Origin of the sequence: Serratia sp. BIGb0234, from assembly GCF_024809915.1 — a bacterium.
GTDB lineage: Bacteria > Pseudomonadota > Gammaproteobacteria > Enterobacterales > Enterobacteriaceae > Serratia > Serratia liquefaciens.
On the sequence record NZ_JANUEI010000001.1, the window covers coordinates 52,739 to 68,189 of the forward strand.

Sequence of the window (15,451 nt, forward strand, 5' to 3'; positions counted from 1 at the left end):
TACGACAATCACCCAAGCTTCTCAATTTCTACATGGGACAGATTTGGGACTAAGCCTCCAAAAATCGCATCTATCTGCCTCGCATGCTCAGTTAAATGATTGGGTGCTAAGTGTGCATATCGCTGAACCATTTCAATGCTTTCCCATCCTCCCATTTCCTGCAGCGCTGATAATGGAACACCGGCCTGAATTAACCAACTTGCCCAAGTATGGCGAAGGTCATGAAAACGGAAGTCATCAATGCCAGCACGTTTTAATGCTGCTCGCCAAGCAGTGTTAGAATCGACTCGCATTTTTCTCACCGGATCTTTATGAACAAACACCCATCTGTGATGATTGCCAATCTGTCGCCGTAAAACTGCGCAGGCGGTGTCGTTGAGAGCGACTCCTATCGCGCGGCCAGATTTGCTATCCTCTGGGTAAATCCATGCCACCTTGCGCTGCATATCGATCTGCGACCAGGCAAGTTCGATAATGTTAGAGCGACGGAGGCCAGTGGTTAGTGCAAATTCAACGGTAGATTTAAGAGGTTCTGGACACTCATCTACTAATCGTTGTGCCTGAGCGGGTTCGAGCCACCGAACTCGCTTATTTCTTTCCTGCGGCACCTTGATCACTGGTGACTTTTCTATCCACTTCCAATCCCTTTCCGCAGCCCTCATAAGTGCCTTCATCAAGGCAAGGTGCTTAGCCTTTGTTGAAGTTGAAACGGCTTCAGATTTTCGCGGCGGTATCACAATGCCTTTCTTAGCCATTGCATCAACACGCATCTGCCAGCGCTCCTCTGCCTTCCTATTGGTCATGCGACTAACTGCGGTATAGATTTTTGCCTCGGTTATATCCTTCAATAAAACCCCTTCAAAATGCATGAGCCAGAATCCAATCCGGCCCTTGTCTGCATCGAGTGATTTCTTGTGCGCCTTTTCTTCTAACCAGCGCAAGCAAGCCTCTTCAAATGTCACATTCGGGAAGTCCCCCAAACGCTCTATTCTCCAAAGTTCAGCTTTTCTACGGTCGTGCAGCTCCTGCGCCTGGCGTCTGTCCGATGTCCCAAGCGATTCCTTAATTCGCTTGCCGCTTGGCGACGTGTAACTGCCGTACCAGATTTCTCCACGGCGGAATAATGACATGGTGCTTTCTCCTCATGTGCATCATCCGCGCTCACCGGCACAGTGTGGATCGGATTGCTAAGCGCGGCAATACAGGCTTGTCGGGTTATTAAGTAAGGGGATTTTGACTTGGTCGGATCTTTGCGGGTGGCTGATAACCTTCCTGAGCGAATCCACGCGGTTAGGGTTGGCGCGGACACTCCCAGGAAAGCGCAAGCCTCATCCCTTGTAAGGCTGTATTTATCCATCTATGCCTCTGTTATTTCCCTTCTCGTACTCTATGAACCTCACAGTTAAGCCGCAGCCATGCCGGTGGATGCTTAGGCCAATAGGGAGCGATTTTCACTGCGTGTTTGTCGAGTAGCTGTCGAAAGGTGAATTTGTTGGTGGGGGATTCGAATTCGTTCAGTAGTTCTCTTGCTGTGCTACGGAGAAGGTTTTTCTGAATGCTGCCGGTATCAGCGACAGGATGCATTTTATCTACCCCAGTTCCGCGATGCCGCGTTGACGCAAAAATCGATGCGGGTTTGTACCCATGTAACATCGACTACCCGAGCCACTTCGAATGCTTTAAGCCAAATACTGGCCGCGTCGGAATATTGGGCACGGCGTTCTGCCTCAGCGGCCTGGTGCGCTAAGTTTTTATATCCAAATGTCATGATGATGCTCCGGTATTAGTAGGCGCGCTGGTGAGTTACTGGTGCGAGCAGCTTGTTGAATTGCTGGACGAGCAGCATTTGGCGTACCACTTCTGGCGGTTCGCTGCGTAGATAGCTATCAGTGATTTTCTGCTGAATACCCTTTGGTTTTGCTCTTGCGTAGTCACCAAATCGCGGATCGACACTGACCACTTTGATTGATTTCTCTCCTTTCCCAACATGAGCCCATTCGCATTTCACAAAGCATGAGTTAACCATTGCGGCGCGTAACGTGCGGGTGCGCTTCACATCAATATTTTCTCCGGGGAAAACAGCATTAAGATGTGTGCGAAGTTCGCTGCAGGTATAACTGCCACCGTCTTTAACCAGGTGTTTTAGTAACTCACAATTGGTCATATTCAGATCCTTATCTGGTTGTTGTAGCGCTCATGGGACATGACCTCCCATGAATGGCCGTTGTCCTTTGAAAGCAAACGCCAGCAGCGGGCCACTGGCAGCGTTAAATGATTGTGTTGGTAGGTTCGTACGGGCGTCTTTTTGCCAGCCTTATAGGCGCATAGAACCCCCTCAGCTTTGATGCTGATTCGTTGTGGAATTCGAGGTTTCATTGTGTCCGGCGGGGAAGTGTTATTTTGTGATTGGGGCCCAGCAGATTTTTTTGATGTCTGGGCGGCGAACTCGCTCAACGGCCTTTTCCTTTTCCAGCCTGATCAGCCGTCTGCGTATGGCTATGCCAGTCATGCCGCTGTAACCGGCACAGCGGAGAAGGTTTGCAACTGAATCAGGTGTGGAGCCGGTAGCGCTGAGCCTTGCGAGTATTTCGTTGTCGTCTGGCATAAGCAGCAACGTGTGGATTCCTTCTTAGAAGAGGGTGAAATCGTCGTCAAACTTATCTGCGTTTCGCTCGACTGACCTTGACGCTAGGATGAATTGGATACCTTCAAATAGAGACGTAGGCCGCTCAAGTCCGAATATGAACGCATCGTTGTATGTGCGTCCCAGCCAGTAGCCGCCGCCGTACTCCTTTAGGCGCTGGAAGAACACCCAGCCACCGTCTACGAAATGGGGAAGTGATTCGCCGCGATAGACGATTTGATAGCCGAGTTCTTTTGAGCCCATAATGCACACCATGAAAATACTGTTTATGCATACAGTATAATTATGGTTGAGCGGGAGTCAATTGCCGCCCTCCGGTGCTGCTGCCAGCAACCCGCGTACCGCCGTGAAGGCTGGAGTCACATACTCAACATCTTCGGTGCATACCGCGTCGATGTTATTCAGCGTGTCGCCCATAAATTCCATAGCCTGTAACGCCAGCACAAGAGCTTCGCGCACGTTGTCCGGCAACTTGCCCTGGCTAACAGGTTGAGCCAGCATTGCGGCGCGGCAGGCGTTACCCTTGCGTTCGTATTTCACCCCGACCAAGGCCAGTGCGGCCATTACTTCTTCCAATCGAACCACAACTCCTTCATCGCTGTAGAACTCGGTCGGAAGCTTTACCACTGCTGTCGCTGGCGGGGCGGTGTAGAGCGCCAATCTGTCATCTGCGCTAAGTTCGTCTTTAGATCTTACCCAAACACGACCGCAACTCCGCGCCCCATCGGTTAAATCCTCTAGCATTTGAGCACCGATATACGCCACCGGCTGCGCCTCCCTGTTAGCCAGGAGTTCGCGGGCCATTGCAGCAATTTCGCCATGCTTGATAGAGTCGTAGATTGATTCGTAATCGTGTGGCTCTGCCGATATCGCGTCGGTAATCTGTTTCAACCGATCAGTCGTTAGTGTCTGTGTCATGCATCCCCCTTAAGCTGCTGTTGATTCGACCGGGGCCGGGAAGTTAATAACCCCAAATACGGCACCGAGTTTAGTTGCGGTAGGAATGTAGTCCCCGCCCTCGTGCTCTATAACCACGAAAATAGCATCGCTAAAACTGCTGTCGTAAACAGTGATGTCGTGATCGCCAGCAGTTGCGAATCCCAGGCGCTTTGACGGGCAGCGGTTCAGCACCTTCTGCACGTCATTTACCCATTTCTTTTCTGCAGTGGTTAGTTCAGCCATTCTTCACCTCGGTATCTGTAGTGATGGCTTGCACGATTGGCCGACCTACAATCCGTAAATCGCGCTGCCCTTCAAACAGCCTGCCCAATTTGCCAACGGCTTGCGCCAGAGCCTGCCGGTATACCTGATCAATTTGGCAATCAGGCCCCCATGAGCCGAGGTTTGTCAGCTCAAGAGTCAGCGTTACCTTTGCGCTGGTTGTCGTTTTGACGATTGGCTTTGCCATCTACTCATCCCCCTCTACGGTGAAGCCAGCGGCGCGGATAGCCTTGGCGCTTTGGTTTATTCCGTCATTAAGCCCTTCGGTGTATTCGTTGTCGTTCTCGCCATCACCGCATAACTCAGGCAACCGCACCGGCGTAGCCAGCCGCTTTTCTAACTGATCGGCATGGTCGCGCTGTTCTTCAAATGCTGATTTATAATATTCGGCATTTGTTTTTGACGCTTCCAGCTCTGCCAGCAGGGCGAGAATGGCGGCAGGGGTTGCTGCGGCTTGAAATGCAGCAACAGCATCCTTCCCCTTCTTGTAGTTGTTAATGCCGCCCAATTCTTTGGCTTTCTCTGCGATTGCTTTCAGTCCGCTGAATTTATCCATTGCGATTTTCCTTCTTGGTAGCGTATTCAGCGGCTTTGGCTATTGCCGCTCTGGGGACGGTTATGTCGAGCGCTGCACCGTGGATGTGCCGCAGAACCTGTTCCAGAGTTGAGATGTCCTGTAGCAGGGCGGATACGTACTCTTGCGAGTAGAGAGGTTTACCATCAATGAATATATTTACCGGCTTGCTCAGTTCGCTCAGCTTATTGTCCATCAGTACTCACCCCAGCTGTAATTTGATGCGATTGGCCCAGGCTGCTCAGAGGCCAGAAATTCACTGTTAGGAACGCTGACAACCTCTCCGTGACGATTGATCTGCAGGCCATCATCAAGGCTTACATTGCGAATATGGCCAGCGCCTTGAAGCCCTTTCAGACAAAGTTCGACGGTTTCAGCAGTCAACCAAATACGATTGAGCTGGAACGCCTTGCGGTAGATAAACGCCTGCATTGCCTGTTCTTTGGTCAGATGGTATCCGGAGCGAGCCGCATTTTTCAGGCAGCGTTTAACCTGCTTATTGCCTGGTCTGGAGTGATACTGGCGCATGTTCTCAAGTGACATGAGCGGCATATCGTGAACGTGCCAGAAGGTCTTTTCGGTTTCGCGCAGAATAACTCGCTCCCACAGCATGACGATCGGTCGGCCTTGACTGTCGTTGCCGTCCACATACCGGTAGCAATATTTTTTGCTGCTCATAATGCTTTCTCCTGGGCTTTAAGCCATTCAACCAATCCAACTTCATGGCCACAGTGATCGCACTGAAAACCGTCACTATTGCCGCTCATATCGGAATCAGATTCGTGTAGCGTCATTGTTTTGAAGTGGCACTTGGGCCAGTTTGGATCGACGTGTGGGGCCGCTCTGTTGCTCTTACGCTTAGCCATGCTGGGCCTCCTCGACTAATTCACCGAAAATCCGACTGCGTGCCAATTCGAAATACATCTTGTCTATTTCGATACCTATGAATCTGCGCCCGGTATTGGCACAGGCAACTCCTGTTGTTCCGCTCCCCATGCAGTTATCAAGCACCACATCACCAGGATTGCTTGACGCGAGTATTAGGCGCTCCATTAATTTGACAGGTTTTTCAGTTGGATGAATTTTCGAGCGTCCGGATGGGAATTGCCACAGCGCTTTTTTACAATGCTCGTTAAATGTCGCATTTGGCTTTCTGGCAAATACGCAGAATTCAAGACCACTCAGCCATAATCGCTTCCCATTCATTGGGCTGGGATTGGTTTTTTCCCATGCACATACTCGCGTTGTCATGCCGTGGCGTTTAAAGTGGCCTACTAAAGTGCTGATTTGCTCTGTTCCGCAAAATGCGTAAATAGTTCCATTGCAAATGCGATTGAATTCATCAGCCATCGCCTTAAGATCTATGCTGCACTCATCAGCCTTTCCGCGATCAAGAAGGCGAAGGCCGCTGCTTTTCTGTGTTACCTCTCCATACGGTATGTCGCACAAAACCATATCAACAGATCCATCGGCGATATGTTTCATGGTCTCCATGCAATCTGCGTGAATGAGCTGAGCGATTTTATTGTCAGGCATCACTGGGCGCTCTTTCATTTGGCCTCCACTTGCTTCAGTGCTTCACGTACAGCATCCAGAATGCGCTCAAGGTATTGGTATTCGTGGTTAGGGACGGTAGGCCATTTGGCGTAGTAGGGATCGTCACCAAGTAGCTCAAGAAGCACGGAGCCGTTGCTCCATGAGCAGCAATCCGTCTTAACGTCATCGCTGCACTCTGCGGAATCCCACATGTCCCGCGCCTTATCTTTATCGATTTCACCATCACGACGCAGCTTGCAGATTTCAGATTTAACAAACTCAGTATTGGCGTCGTTGTCGTCATCAACCTCGCTCTGCATTTGTGGTGCGAAGTTGTCGATCAGATAGTCATTCGACACGCGAATGAAGAACGCCTGCACGGTGTCACCACCCATCGCAAACCACGCTGATGTCCATGCCTTTCCGTAACAGGTGATCGTGATTCTCCCGCGTCCTGGCTCGTAGTTCTCAGCCATAACGCGGATAGGGTCGAGGCGTTCGACTTCGGTGATTTCGAGGCTCTGAACTTTGGTTTCAGTGACTTTCATTTGGCCTCCCGCAGCTCGGCGGCGAATCGGCAAGACAGGAACACGATGTGCTTAAGTGCCTTTGCTCTAGCAGTGGCTCCTTTCTCGCATTGATATTTTTTGCCGAGGAAGTCAGCAAACTTCTCCACTCCCCGAGCTTCGATAGCGGCAAGGGCGGCGTCAGTGTTGGGAGTGAGCAGTGCGAAGCAGTTAACAACCGACTGAGGTACTGGTCCGAAATCATCGTTATCGCTCTCATACTCCTGCAGCTCAGCGCACAGGCGGCTGTTCATTTCTCTGAGTTGCCCATTCTCCACAGCCAGCGCATCGCACTTGATCAGCGCAGTCGCAGCATCAGAAAAGTACCCTTTGCATTTGGCTTCCGAAATTAAAAGCTGGCGTTCCAGCGCGTCGCGATCAGCCTTCACCAATTCCAGTTCAGAAAACAACGTTGCATAGTCACCGTGCGCCACGTAGCCGCCCTCCTGGGTTTCACGCATGTAAGCGAGTTCATGAGAAATGCTCAACGAAAAGTCAGGATTAAAGCGCTTGATCATCGATGGACTCCTGGGCTGGGTTCTGTTGCCGGTACTCGTTGAGGATCTTGTTTATTTCCTCTCTGGTTCCCGGTGTGAGCAGCAGAACGTCTCCCTCTTCGCGGAGCATTGGCGAGGCGTCATAGAGCAGTTCGCATAATCTGCGTGCGCGGGTGGCGCTGAATAAGGGAGTGATAAAGGACTTGGTGACCTTCTTTTTGCCTGCTTTCTTTGCCTTTTCGACGTCAACGGCAAGAACTTTCCCCGCTGCTTCGCCGTGCTCTTTCACACGGTCTACAGCAGCATCAACGGCAACGGAGCCTTCTCTAACGAGCGTCTGAACGTCGTGATTTGCCTGGCTGAATGCCAGCAGCTTATCGACCGTTGCGCGGCTCTTGCCGACCAGGGCAGCGATTTCATCAGGAGAAAGGTTGAACCCTGCCAGCTCTTTGACGACGAGCGATTGCTCATAAGGTGATAGCGGTAACTGGGTGTTGCTGTTCATGATGCGAGCGATGCGCTCTACATCGTTCCCGGTAAATTGAATTATCTGTATGCGTTGTATCGGCTTGCCAGCGTCACGGCAGCGACTATATGCACGGCGACGGCGGTGGCCTTCTACGACCCAAACACCGCCATCATCACGCGGCCTGACTTCTAACGGCGGGACTTGCTTACCCTTCATAAGGTGCTGAAAAAGTTTTTCGTCTTCCGCCAGGGTGTGTTCGTTTTCTACTCGCTTGTTAAACCCCTCCTGGACGTGAATGTCATCCAGAAGCATCGTCATGCGGCCATCAGGACGCTTGATAGTGCCGTTGTTGAACATCTGCTTAAATGAGTTAGCCATTGGTTATTCAACCTCTCCGTGGATTGTGCTTTCGCTGTGGTGCTGCAGGCGGCTGCTTGAAGGGTGGGTAATGGCATACGTCAGGACATACGCCGAACCGTCTTTAAATCCCGTCCAGCGTGCGCAGGCGGTGACTATCTGGCCCTGAACATCCTTACCCCGGTGATCTGAGTAATTCACGATGGTGCCAATGTGGTAACGCGGTTCGCACAGGCTCGGCGGGAGAGGTTTCTTTTCCATGATTAACTCCAAACAGCGCCAGCGGTGAGCAAGCACAAGGTAAAAATGAGAAGGTAAAAGAGGTGTTTGCCGTGGTGGCGTTTAGGGGCGAAATCGCCCCCGGTGAGGTCATACTTATGCTGGATGCGAGCGTTGAGCGTTACCATGCTGGCCTCCGCTGCATTGTGTGCAGGCGGCGCTGCAGGGTTTTAATGTTGTTGCGGGTGACGTAGAAGCTGGCGCAGGTGTCTGTACACACCAGAATGCTCATGTTTTTATATCTGCCGCCTTCCCAACGCTGAACGGTCACAAATTTGCACTCTGTTCTTTCGCGCTGCTTTCTGCAGTGCTCACAGGTGATCTGGGCAATGGTATGCATGACATGTCCTCTCAAAGAAAATTACATGGATAAAGGCACTGCCTGAGTTGATGCGCGCGCTCGGTTTCCCTACGGTTCCAGCACTCTGGAGCAGGGCAGTGGCCTTTATTGATGTAAAAAAGAGCCCCGGCTAGCGGGGCAAAGGATGTAACAAGGGAAGTGGTACTGAGCAGGCTTGTGATGACTCACGCACCTGGTGGCGCACCGAACCGGGGATTTATACTGTGTGGGTTAAAATTAGAACCGGAATGATGCGCCACCAGATAAGTGAGACGCCGGTATTACCCGGCGATGAGAATGCCAATTACCGACCAGAACGCGACGCAGATGACAACCACGCCCAGCCAAACGATTTGATTGAATGTCATGATTGCCTCAGTGCGCCCCGTAGGGCGCGGTGGGTGTTAGTTATCGAACCAGAAAACGATCCGGTGGTTGTCGCCATCGATACCGTCGAATAAGGCGATAATCTCGTCCATGCTGCTGCCGATTATGAAGTCAGCCGGTACGTCGATTTCGAACTCTTCGTAGCTATCAAGTCCCGCCCATTGGCAATAAGGGTAAAGCTGGCCCCAATTCGGCTTTCCTGATGCAATAGACGCACGCAGTGCCGTCAGTTGATTGCGGTCCATCATGCCGCTGACCTTAATGGTCGCGACCTTCATTAACTCCCGCATATCCTTCAACTCGTGCAGGTACAGATAACTGTGTGAGTGACCGTCGATACCCCAGCGCTCACTATTGGCTTCAACCTGAGCGCAGGCATTGAACGGCAACCCACGCGGCTCGAAAGAGAAGGGATAATCAGCCCTGACGCCTTTACTCAGCAGGCCGAATAACTTGTAGTTCCGGTCTGTGAATCTGTTTTCCCATGGGACTTCTGAGTAAGTTCCCCCCTCGCCGTCATCATCTTCTTCCCAAACGTCAGCGGTCACCCACTGACCGCCAACCTGCCTCTCTCTGTACAAATGGATATCGCATCCCATAACGTTACTCCTCAGTGGTCTTAATGAAGCGCCCCACAGGACGCTTTATAAGTTCACTCTTTCCCTAAAGAACGTCTCCGGTCGATCCCTCTCGGGGCCGGGGAGTGATTACATCGCTCACCCCTGGGCGTCTTACCTGTTTGGCTTCCTGCCGGTGACGTTGTTGCTGTCGATGGGATGAATGTACAGGCAAAACTGTATTTCGTAAACAGTCAAAACTGTTATTTTTACAGCTTTTGATGTAATTGGATGATTTTGAACAGAATAAAGTTTGAATTTTTGGCATAAAAAAACCCCGCCGAAGCGAGGTTGTTTTAATTGAGAAGGGGGGAAGTTAGCCGATTGTCACGCCATACCAAAATACGGCGCCTACTACTCTGATCTTGTTGCTCTCTTCGCCTGAATAAACTTCATCAGGAAACTCTTCCGTATTGAATGATCGAAGCCTTACGCCGCCGCCAGGTAAGCGATACATAATCTTAACCCTAGCCATTCCTTCATGATCCAATGCATAAATTTTTCCGTCTTTAATCTCTGTGTTACCTGTATTAATAGCGACGGTAGCACCATCTGGTAACACTGGCTCCATGCTATTGCCCCAAACAGACATGCATGCGGCTTCTTCAGGCTTAACACCGAGTTTTTTCAAGCTGCGTAATGAAAATTTTAATTTCCTACCGTCACAATCAAGTTCTACCACTCTGCCATTCCCTGCCGCTAGCTGTGCCTCTTTAAAGAATGGCAAGTAGACGTCATCGTCATCAACTTCATCATCATCAGTCCAGAGAGACACGCCTTCTAATTGTGTGGCATTTGACTCTTGGATCCCGGTCTTAAGCCACTGCATTGAACATTTCAGAGCCTGTGAAAGCTCAAATATTTTCCTAGGGTTCTTTGTTTCCCCATTTTCAATGCTGGCAATGGATTGCTGCCGGATCCCTACTAAATCAGCCAATTCAGTTTGCGTGATATTCAGTGCTTCACGCCTTGCTTTGACCCGTTCCGCGAGGCTCATAGCCCTCTCCACTAAAAATAACTAGAACAAATCTTCACAGCAAATACTGTATTTGACAAACAGGCTTGCCTGTAGAACAATACAGATAAAACTGTAGGAGGAAGAGATGAATACAGGTAACACCATTTCTAATCGAGCTAAGTCACGGCGAATTGAGCTTGGGCTTACGCAAGCTGAAGTCGCGGAGTTAGCGGGCATTACCCAGCAGTCATATCAACAACTTGAAGCTGGAGAAACAAAGAGGCCGAGAAATCTATTGGAAATCTCATCCGCTCTCAAATGTACAGCTCAATGGCTGATGTATGGGAAAGCCAAACTTTCAGCTTAACAGCACTTTCAACCATCACTGTAAGACAACGGAAATTGTAAATGGAATCAATCGCAACAAGTCGCAATTCAGTACGTATCAACTGCAAACCTGAGTTGCTGGAGAGCTTCTTTCACAAAGAGGCAATTTTGCGCGGTAACAAGCCGCTGGCACTCGATATGGGTATTCATCCATCAGGGCTGAGCCGGGAGAAGGTAAGGCTGGTGGGTTTGGCCTGCCGCTTGATTTCCCAGCTTGGCCTGCCAGCAGGCTGCGTTACTCCAGCAGGGTGCGAGCAAAACGTGGTGCTTACCGGAGAGGTGGCAAAAAAGCTGATCTCAATGCTGGAAGGCATCCGGGAACCAAAGACGGAATAGGGGGCTTTATGGCCTGGGACACTTTTGTTTACGACAACATCAAGCGACAACTGGTGGCTGAAGGGTTCAGCGAGGCAGTCGCTCAGGGGGGGGGCAAATCATGGTTCTGATCACTATCGCCGTATGTCGCAGGCGAGCCGGAAGGGGATGGCATTCGACGACTGTCTCACCCGTGCCAGGCAGTTTGCGCTTGCGAGTTGTACGAAGGAAGAAAAGCCAGAGAAGGCGGGTAAGAAAGCAAAAAGCCGAGCAGTTACAGCTGCACGGCCTTCACTAATCTGATTTGGAGTTCTGCTATGAACAACCTGATTGTGATTGAAAAGACCGCCATTCGTCAAGATGCCGTAGGGCGTTACTGCCTGAATGACTTGCATCGTGCTGCTGGTGGCGAAGAAAGACATAAGCCGAAATATTGGTTTGCGACGCAGCAAACGCAGGAGTTGGTGCGCCTTTTGACCGAGGGGGGAATTCCTCCCTCGATTGAAAATCAACCAATTAACGTTATTCGTGGCGGATTAGAGCAGGGCAGCTATGCCTGCAAAGAGCTCGTTTACTCATACGCCATGTGGATTAGCGCGACCTTCAACCTGAAGGTGATCCGCACGTTTGACGCAGTACAGGCCCCATCAGTTCTAACTGAAATGGAAATGATAGCCGCTATGGCTACGAACGCTGCGCAACAGCAACGCCAGATGCAGGCGTTGCAGCAGCAGGTCAATGGTGTAACTCAGCAGATAGAGGAAATCTCAACTGGCGCTATTCCTCCTGGCTGGCAGACGGTGCGCAACTTGGTGGCTTTGTCTGGGCTGTCTGATAGCAAGGTTCGTGCGCTGATCTGCTCATTTCATGTTCCCAGTAAGAAAATCCCCTTTAACGCTCCTGGCGGCATCCTGACGAACGCGACGGTAGCCAAAGAGGATGACTTTCTATCTGCACTCAGTGAGGTGCGGAAGACGTCCACGCGGGCCTGTAGAAGCAAATACTGGTATCACCCGCGCCTCGGTCGTTTCGAGATGAAAGAACTCCATGACAACTAATCACTCTGTGCCATTAAACCGGAAATACCTTGATGATCACGGTAAACGCGTGACCGTCATTCGGTGGGATCGGGCTGAGCAACAGGTGATTTTTATGCGAGAGGGCTACCCGTATGAATGCATGCAGCCACTTGAGCGATTTAAAGAGAAATTTAAGCGAGTCGAAGTATGAGCATGAACCTGATGGCGCAGGCTATGAGCATCAAAGTGGGTAACCCACTGCGCAAGCTGGTGCTGATCAAGATAGCCGACAACGCTAACGACAAGGGCGAGTGCTGGCCTTCCTATCAGCATGTCGCTGACCACTGCGAGTGCAGCAAAAGCGCTGTGAGGGCGCACATTGAGGCGTTGATTAAGATGGGATTAATCACCAAAGAGAACCGTTTGGGTGTTAACAACGGCAAAGGTAACACCTCTAACCTGTATTACCTGACGCTGGATACCCCTGTGTCGTCAGAAAGCACAGCCCCCTGTGCCGTCAAAAAGCATAGCCCTATGCCGCCAAAAAGCACAGGGGTGTGCCAGCAGGAGGCACAGGGTATGCCGTCAGAAAGCACACCCCCTATGCCAGCAGGTGGCACCAGAACCAGTCACTCTTTTGAACCAGTCATTGAACCAAAAGAAAAACCCCCTGTAGCCCCCCAGAGTGAACAACCTGCGGCAGATACATCGGGCATGGCTGGGGAAGTGCTGGATTTTTTGAATGAGAAAATCAACGGCAAGACACCGAAGCGGGTTAACACCCTGAGAGAAATCACAGAGCGCCTGGCGGAGGGAAACACCATGGACGAGTTGAAACTGGTTGCAGAACACCGCGCTAGCCTGCTGCTGGGCGACCCAACGATGGGACACATGCTCAGTGCCAAGATGATTTTTGACCCGGTACGTTTCAGCGGCTACCTGGCTGCGGCCAACACCTGGAAGGTACAGCGCATTCGCAAAGCAGCTATGGCCGATGCAGTAGAACAACAACGTCAGGACATCCCTACTGGTGAAGCCCCAGAGATAGATTTTGATGAGTCCTTTGACCGCTTAATCCGTGATGCAGCAATGCCAGCTAACGCAGCAGAAAAACGAGCTCAGCAGCAGGTACGCAAAAACGGTTTTGGCAATGTTGACGAAAGTAAGGCCCGCCAGATGTGGCGTCCAATTTTAACCCGAGCATACGCAATGGCAGGAGCGCAGGCATGAGAGCAATAGTGAAATCTAACGTACAGCGCGATCTGGGCATCGCGATGATCAAAGCTGGTGGCGAGCTGCTCTCACACCTGACGGGCCGTGTTCTGGTATCAACACTGCCGGACGAGATGAAAGACCTGCCTGATGGGATTTTGCCGAAGGTAGAGCATGAGATAGCGAACGACCCGCGCCTGCAGCCATTCTTTCAGCATGAGCGGGTTATCAATGCTGCTGGTGGTATCAACTCGATGGAAGCCTGGGCAACGCGTTTCACCAAATGCCAATACGCCAACGAAAGCCACTCATCCAACCTGACCACGCGTCGTTATGGCAACGCTGCTATGCGTATCTGCTGGAGCTGTGACAACAGGACTGACGGGCATACATCACCAAAGCTTGATGCAATAGCGAACGTGAACATGGCGCGCTGGGTTGTTGAAACTGCGAAATGGCGGCTCAAGTCAGAAGGGCAGTTAACTATCCCGGAGCTTGTTCTGTGGGCGACCATTTCCGGGGTGGTTGATCTGATCCCCAATGAGATATCAGCAGAGCTTTTAGCTCTCCCGAACCCGGTAAGGGTATCTGGAGCACGCAAGGAATCCGAAATGGCTGTTGGGCCTGCACCTACAGAAATTCTGGCAAAGACCGCAATGAAAGTTTTCAAGGTCGATGCAGAAGTCCCAGGAGCCTTTATGCTGCGTCCAAAAAGAACCCGAGCCGAGGATAGCAAGTACACCCGATGGGTGAAGACAAGGCCATGCTGCGGCTGCGGTGCGCGTTCTGATGACCCTCACCACATCATCGGGCATGGGCAAGGTGGAATGGGAACCAAAGCCCACGATTTTTTCACTATCCCGTTATGCCGGAAATGTCATGACGCACTGCATGACGATGTTGCTGCTTGGGAAGCGGAGCACGGCAGCCAGATTGAACTGCTGTTCGAGTTCCTCGACTTCTCTTTTGGCGTAGGGGCAATTGCATGAAACAGGTCACTATCACCCGGCAACAGTACAGAAAAGTCTGCGACGCGCTGATCAATATCACCAATTTGAATGAGCAGCTTTTGCTGCTCTCAACACCCAACAAGAAATCAGAACGCATCCGCAACCAAGCAAGTGAAATTTTGAAAAGCATTCAGCAGCAATTGGCGGAAGCCGTGGGAGAAAAAGCATGAGATTAGAGTCGATTCCAAAATACTTTGCACCAAAATCGCCAACGTTTAGTGATTCTCCGCGCGCCACTGCCTCCGACTCCTTGACCGGTACCGATCTGATGGCGGCTGTCGGCATGTGTCAGGCGCAGGCAGCGCTCGGTCTATCCGCATTCCTTGGCAAAATGGGGGTAAGCGACGCAGACAAGGTTAAGGCTGTGTTGCTGTTGGCAGAGAAGGGCATGGCGGAATCCATCCGTGTGGCACCATTGAGAAAGCTACAGGACGACATTAGAGAAAAGGTTATTCTGGTTATGTCTGTTTTCGCATTTCTGGACTACTCACGCAGTGCAGCGAGCGAGGTTTCCTGTGATTGCTGCTCTGGCACTGGATTCATTGAGGCCGAAGTGTTTACAAACAAAGTTCACACTCCGTTCCCGGCAAAAGAAATCGTAAAGGCGTCGGTGAAGTGGGGTGTGAAAGGGTTTAAACCGTCCGAGTACGAGGTGCGGCGGGAATTTAGAGAGGTTGTTCGCGTTAAGTGTAAAAACTGCGACGGGAAAGGTTGGGTTTCAACAGCCTGCAGAGATTGCTCTGGCAGAGGTACAGCAGTTGATAAGAAGGAGACGGAGAAGCAGGGTGTGCCGGTAAGAGGAACCTGCAAGCGATGTTCAGGCCGTGGGTATGAGCGGATACCAGCATCCCGCGCTTTCGAAGCCATACAGCAGGTGACAGCAGACATTTCCCCGGCGACCTGGGACAAGACTGTTAAGCCATTCTACGACGGTTTAATCCGTACACTGGAAAGCGAAGAGAGCCACGCAGAGCTTGCATTGCAGAGAGTGACTGCATAGCGCATTAAAAAATAGTGCATTATTTTATCGTGAGCTATTTACTTTTTCCGAAAACTGGGTAAT

General features: G+C 51.1%; 27 protein-coding genes and 1 pseudogene. 8 read left to right on the forward strand and 20 right to left on the reverse strand.

Annotated features, from left to right (window positions below):
- Window positions 1-8: 8 nt before the first annotated feature.
- From M2407_RS00240 to M2407_RS00330, 20 genes and pseudogenes are all read right to left on the reverse strand, one after another.
- Window positions 9-1,130, reverse strand: a complete 1,122-nt coding sequence (locus M2407_RS00240) for a site-specific integrase (protein ID WP_259216476.1) — start codon at window positions 1,128-1,130, stop codon at window positions 9-11.
- A 92-nt stretch (window positions 1,131-1,222) separates the two neighbouring features.
- Window positions 1,223-1,357, reverse strand: a pseudogene (locus M2407_RS00245) (helix-turn-helix domain-containing protein); the annotation flags it as partial.
- Window positions 1,358-1,585: 228 nt separating this feature from the next.
- The gene (locus tag M2407_RS26280; RefSeq protein ID WP_409049642.1) at window positions 1,586-1,768 is read right to left on the reverse strand and encodes an ANR family transcriptional regulator; all 183 of its coding nucleotides are present in this window, start codon (window positions 1,766-1,768) and stop codon (window positions 1,586-1,588) included.
- 15 nt (window positions 1,769-1,783) lie between these two features.
- Window positions 1,784-2,164 (reverse strand): hypothetical protein, encoded by a 381-nt coding sequence (locus M2407_RS00250; protein WP_259216477.1) that lies wholly within the window; start codon window positions 2,162-2,164, stop codon window positions 1,784-1,786.
- 465 nt (window positions 2,165-2,629) lie between these two features.
- Entirely contained in the window at window positions 2,630-2,887 is a 258-nt protein-coding gene (locus M2407_RS00255) for a hypothetical protein (RefSeq protein WP_259216478.1), read from the reverse strand.
- A gap of 57 nt (window positions 2,888-2,944) precedes the next feature.
- A complete protein-coding gene (locus M2407_RS00260) occupies window positions 2,945-3,562 on the reverse strand; it encodes a hypothetical protein (RefSeq protein WP_259216479.1) in 618 nt (205 codons plus the stop codon).
- Between the two features lie 9 nt (window positions 3,563-3,571).
- Complete coding sequence (locus tag M2407_RS00265) at window positions 3,572-3,826, reverse strand: hypothetical protein (protein WP_259216480.1); 255 nt, start codon at window positions 3,824-3,826, stop codon at window positions 3,572-3,574.
- Complete coding sequence (locus tag M2407_RS00270; protein ID WP_259216481.1) at window positions 3,819-4,052, reverse strand: hypothetical protein; 234 nt, start codon at window positions 4,050-4,052, stop codon at window positions 3,819-3,821. The genes M2407_RS00265 and M2407_RS00270 overlap by 8 nt, the downstream gene beginning before the upstream one ends.
- On the reverse strand, window positions 4,053-4,421 hold the full coding sequence (locus M2407_RS00275) for a hypothetical protein (RefSeq protein WP_259216482.1): 369 nt from the start codon (window positions 4,419-4,421) through the stop codon (window positions 4,053-4,055).
- The gene (locus tag M2407_RS00280) at window positions 4,414-4,635 is read right to left on the reverse strand and encodes a hypothetical protein (protein ID WP_259216483.1); all 222 of its coding nucleotides are present in this window, start codon (window positions 4,633-4,635) and stop codon (window positions 4,414-4,416) included. Before M2407_RS00280 ends, M2407_RS00275 begins: the two co-directional genes overlap by 8 nt.
- On the reverse strand, window positions 4,635-5,117 hold the full coding sequence (locus M2407_RS00285; RefSeq protein WP_046372830.1) for a hypothetical protein: 483 nt from the start codon (window positions 5,115-5,117) through the stop codon (window positions 4,635-4,637). The genes M2407_RS00280 and M2407_RS00285 overlap by 1 nt, the downstream gene beginning before the upstream one ends.
- Window positions 5,114-5,305 (reverse strand): hypothetical protein, encoded by a 192-nt coding sequence (locus M2407_RS00290; protein ID WP_259216485.1) that lies wholly within the window; start codon window positions 5,303-5,305, stop codon window positions 5,114-5,116. Before M2407_RS00290 ends, M2407_RS00285 begins: the two co-directional genes overlap by 4 nt.
- On the reverse strand, window positions 5,298-5,993 hold the full coding sequence (locus tag M2407_RS00295) for a site-specific DNA-methyltransferase (RefSeq protein WP_259216486.1): 696 nt from the start codon (window positions 5,991-5,993) through the stop codon (window positions 5,298-5,300). The genes M2407_RS00290 and M2407_RS00295 overlap by 8 nt, the downstream gene beginning before the upstream one ends.
- Window positions 5,990-6,523 carry a hypothetical protein gene (locus M2407_RS00300; protein WP_259216487.1) on the reverse strand — a complete coding sequence of 178 codons (534 nt, stop codon included), beginning with the start codon at window positions 6,521-6,523 and terminating at the stop codon, window positions 5,990-5,992. Before M2407_RS00300 ends, M2407_RS00295 begins: the two co-directional genes overlap by 4 nt.
- Window positions 6,520-7,059, reverse strand: coding sequence for a hypothetical protein (locus M2407_RS00305; RefSeq protein ID WP_259216488.1), 540 nt, complete (start codon window positions 7,057-7,059; stop codon window positions 6,520-6,522). Before M2407_RS00305 ends, M2407_RS00300 begins: the two co-directional genes overlap by 4 nt.
- Window positions 7,043-7,885 carry a chromosome partitioning protein ParB gene (locus M2407_RS00310; protein ID WP_259216489.1) on the reverse strand — a complete coding sequence of 281 codons (843 nt, stop codon included), beginning with the start codon at window positions 7,883-7,885 and terminating at the stop codon, window positions 7,043-7,045. Before M2407_RS00310 ends, M2407_RS00305 begins: the two co-directional genes overlap by 17 nt.
- A 3-nt stretch (window positions 7,886-7,888) precedes the next feature.
- A complete protein-coding gene (locus M2407_RS00315) occupies window positions 7,889-8,125 on the reverse strand; it encodes a hypothetical protein (protein WP_259216490.1) in 237 nt (78 codons plus the stop codon).
- A 139-nt stretch (window positions 8,126-8,264) separates the two neighbouring features.
- Window positions 8,265-8,483 carry a hypothetical protein gene (locus M2407_RS00320; RefSeq protein WP_259216491.1) on the reverse strand — a complete coding sequence of 73 codons (219 nt, stop codon included), beginning with the start codon at window positions 8,481-8,483 and terminating at the stop codon, window positions 8,265-8,267.
- Window positions 8,484-8,887: 404 nt separating this feature from the next.
- On the reverse strand, window positions 8,888-9,469 hold the full coding sequence (locus M2407_RS00325) for a hypothetical protein (protein ID WP_259216492.1): 582 nt from the start codon (window positions 9,467-9,469) through the stop codon (window positions 8,888-8,890).
- Between the two features lie 334 nt (window positions 9,470-9,803).
- Entirely contained in the window at window positions 9,804-10,484 is a 681-nt protein-coding gene (locus tag M2407_RS00330; protein ID WP_259216493.1) for a S24 family peptidase, read from the reverse strand.
- Window positions 10,485-10,590: 106 nt separating this feature from the next.
- Between M2407_RS00330 and M2407_RS00335 the strand changes: the two genes are divergently transcribed.
- The 8 genes from M2407_RS00335 to M2407_RS00370 all read left to right on the forward strand — a co-directional run bounded on the left by M2407_RS00335 (window position 10,591) and on the right by M2407_RS00370 (window position 15,388).
- The gene (locus M2407_RS00335; RefSeq protein ID WP_259216494.1) at window positions 10,591-10,812 is read left to right on the forward strand and encodes a helix-turn-helix transcriptional regulator; all 222 of its coding nucleotides are present in this window, start codon (window positions 10,591-10,593) and stop codon (window positions 10,810-10,812) included.
- A 41-nt stretch (window positions 10,813-10,853) separates the two neighbouring features.
- On the forward strand, window positions 10,854-11,168 hold the full coding sequence (locus tag M2407_RS00340) for a hypothetical protein (protein WP_234530822.1): 315 nt from the start codon (window positions 10,854-10,856) through the stop codon (window positions 11,166-11,168).
- A gap of 296 nt (window positions 11,169-11,464) precedes the next feature.
- A complete protein-coding gene (locus tag M2407_RS00345) occupies window positions 11,465-12,205 on the forward strand; it encodes a KilA-N domain-containing protein (protein WP_259216495.1) in 741 nt (246 codons plus the stop codon).
- Window positions 12,195-12,377: a DUF4222 domain-containing protein gene (locus tag M2407_RS00350; protein ID WP_195869453.1), complete on the forward strand. Its 183-nt coding sequence runs from the start codon at window positions 12,195-12,197 to the stop codon at window positions 12,375-12,377. The genes M2407_RS00345 and M2407_RS00350 overlap by 11 nt, the downstream gene beginning before the upstream one ends.
- Window positions 12,374-13,396, forward strand: coding sequence for a helix-turn-helix domain-containing protein (locus tag M2407_RS00355; RefSeq protein WP_259216496.1), 1,023 nt, complete (start codon window positions 12,374-12,376; stop codon window positions 13,394-13,396). Before M2407_RS00350 ends, M2407_RS00355 begins: the two co-directional genes overlap by 4 nt.
- On the forward strand, window positions 13,393-14,367 hold the full coding sequence (locus tag M2407_RS00360; protein ID WP_259216497.1) for a DUF968 domain-containing protein: 975 nt from the start codon (window positions 13,393-13,395) through the stop codon (window positions 14,365-14,367). Before M2407_RS00355 ends, M2407_RS00360 begins: the two co-directional genes overlap by 4 nt.
- Window positions 14,364-14,558 (forward strand): hypothetical protein, encoded by a 195-nt coding sequence (locus M2407_RS00365; protein WP_259216498.1) that lies wholly within the window; start codon window positions 14,364-14,366, stop codon window positions 14,556-14,558. Before M2407_RS00360 ends, M2407_RS00365 begins: the two co-directional genes overlap by 4 nt.
- A complete protein-coding gene (locus M2407_RS00370) occupies window positions 14,555-15,388 on the forward strand; it encodes an antitermination protein (protein WP_259216499.1) in 834 nt (277 codons plus the stop codon). The genes M2407_RS00365 and M2407_RS00370 overlap by 4 nt, the downstream gene beginning before the upstream one ends.
- The last annotated feature ends 63 nt before the right edge of the window (window positions 15,389-15,451 follow it).

What these genes read in the sequence shown, in the direction of transcription:
- M2407_RS00305 (WP_259216488.1), bottom strand. Translation starts at nt 7,059, where the DNA reads ATGATCAAGCGCTTTAATCCTGACTTTTCGTTGAGCATTTCTCATGAA.
- M2407_RS00355 (WP_259216496.1), top strand. Translation starts at nt 12,374, where the DNA reads ATGAGCATGAACCTGATGGCGCAGGCTATGAGCATCAAAGTGGGTAAC.
- M2407_RS00300 (WP_259216487.1), bottom strand. Translation starts at nt 6,523, where the DNA reads ATGAAAGTCACTGAAACCAAAGTTCAGAGCCTCGAAATCACCGAAGTC.
- M2407_RS00310 (WP_259216489.1), bottom strand. Translation starts at nt 7,885, where the DNA reads ATGGCTAACTCATTTAAGCAGATGTTCAACAACGGCACTATCAAGCGT.
- M2407_RS00255 (WP_259216478.1), bottom strand. Translation starts at nt 2,887, where the DNA reads ATGGGCTCAAAAGAACTCGGCTATCAAATCGTCTATCGCGGCGAATCA.
- M2407_RS00360 (WP_259216497.1), top strand. Translation starts at nt 13,393, where the DNA reads ATGAGAGCAATAGTGAAATCTAACGTACAGCGCGATCTGGGCATCGCG.
- M2407_RS00330 (WP_259216493.1), bottom strand. Translation starts at nt 10,484, where the DNA reads ATGAGCCTCGCGGAACGGGTCAAAGCAAGGCGTGAAGCACTGAATATC.
- M2407_RS00295 (WP_259216486.1), bottom strand. Translation starts at nt 5,993, where the DNA reads ATGAAAGAGCGCCCAGTGATGCCTGACAATAAAATCGCTCAGCTCATT.
- M2407_RS00250 (WP_259216477.1), bottom strand. Translation starts at nt 2,164, where the DNA reads ATGACCAATTGTGAGTTACTAAAACACCTGGTTAAAGACGGTGGCAGT.
- M2407_RS00340 (WP_234530822.1), top strand. Translation starts at nt 10,854, where the DNA reads ATGGAATCAATCGCAACAAGTCGCAATTCAGTACGTATCAACTGCAAA.
- M2407_RS00315 (WP_259216490.1), bottom strand. Translation starts at nt 8,125, where the DNA reads ATGGAAAAGAAACCTCTCCCGCCGAGCCTGTGCGAACCGCGTTACCAC.
- M2407_RS00260 (WP_259216479.1), bottom strand. Translation starts at nt 3,562, where the DNA reads ATGACACAGACACTAACGACTGATCGGTTGAAACAGATTACCGACGCG.
- M2407_RS00350 (WP_195869453.1), top strand. Translation starts at nt 12,195, where the DNA reads ATGACAACTAATCACTCTGTGCCATTAAACCGGAAATACCTTGATGAT.
- M2407_RS00345 (WP_259216495.1), top strand. Translation starts at nt 11,465, where the DNA reads ATGAACAACCTGATTGTGATTGAAAAGACCGCCATTCGTCAAGATGCC.
- M2407_RS00365 (WP_259216498.1), top strand. Translation starts at nt 14,364, where the DNA reads ATGAAACAGGTCACTATCACCCGGCAACAGTACAGAAAAGTCTGCGAC.
- M2407_RS26280 (WP_409049642.1), bottom strand. Translation starts at nt 1,768, where the DNA reads ATGACATTTGGATATAAAAACTTAGCGCACCAGGCCGCTGAGGCAGAA.
- M2407_RS00335 (WP_259216494.1), top strand. Translation starts at nt 10,591, where the DNA reads ATGAATACAGGTAACACCATTTCTAATCGAGCTAAGTCACGGCGAATT.
- M2407_RS00275 (WP_259216482.1), bottom strand. Translation starts at nt 4,421, where the DNA reads ATGGATAAATTCAGCGGACTGAAAGCAATCGCAGAGAAAGCCAAAGAA.
- M2407_RS00290 (WP_259216485.1), bottom strand. Translation starts at nt 5,305, where the DNA reads ATGGCTAAGCGTAAGAGCAACAGAGCGGCCCCACACGTCGATCCAAAC.
- M2407_RS00270 (WP_259216481.1), bottom strand. Translation starts at nt 4,052, where the DNA reads ATGGCAAAGCCAATCGTCAAAACGACAACCAGCGCAAAGGTAACGCTG.
- M2407_RS00285 (WP_046372830.1), bottom strand. Translation starts at nt 5,117, where the DNA reads ATGAGCAGCAAAAAATATTGCTACCGGTATGTGGACGGCAACGACAGT.
- M2407_RS00325 (WP_259216492.1), bottom strand. Translation starts at nt 9,469, where the DNA reads ATGGGATGCGATATCCATTTGTACAGAGAGAGGCAGGTTGGCGGTCAG.
- M2407_RS00370 (WP_259216499.1), top strand. Translation starts at nt 14,555, where the DNA reads ATGAGATTAGAGTCGATTCCAAAATACTTTGCACCAAAATCGCCAACG.
- M2407_RS00320 (WP_259216491.1), bottom strand. Translation starts at nt 8,483, where the DNA reads ATGCATACCATTGCCCAGATCACCTGTGAGCACTGCAGAAAGCAGCGC.
- M2407_RS00265 (WP_259216480.1), bottom strand. Translation starts at nt 3,826, where the DNA reads ATGGCTGAACTAACCACTGCAGAAAAGAAATGGGTAAATGACGTGCAG.
- M2407_RS00240 (WP_259216476.1), bottom strand. Translation starts at nt 1,130, where the DNA reads ATGTCATTATTCCGCCGTGGAGAAATCTGGTACGGCAGTTACACGTCG.
- M2407_RS00280 (WP_259216483.1), bottom strand. Translation starts at nt 4,635, where the DNA reads ATGGACAATAAGCTGAGCGAACTGAGCAAGCCGGTAAATATATTCATT.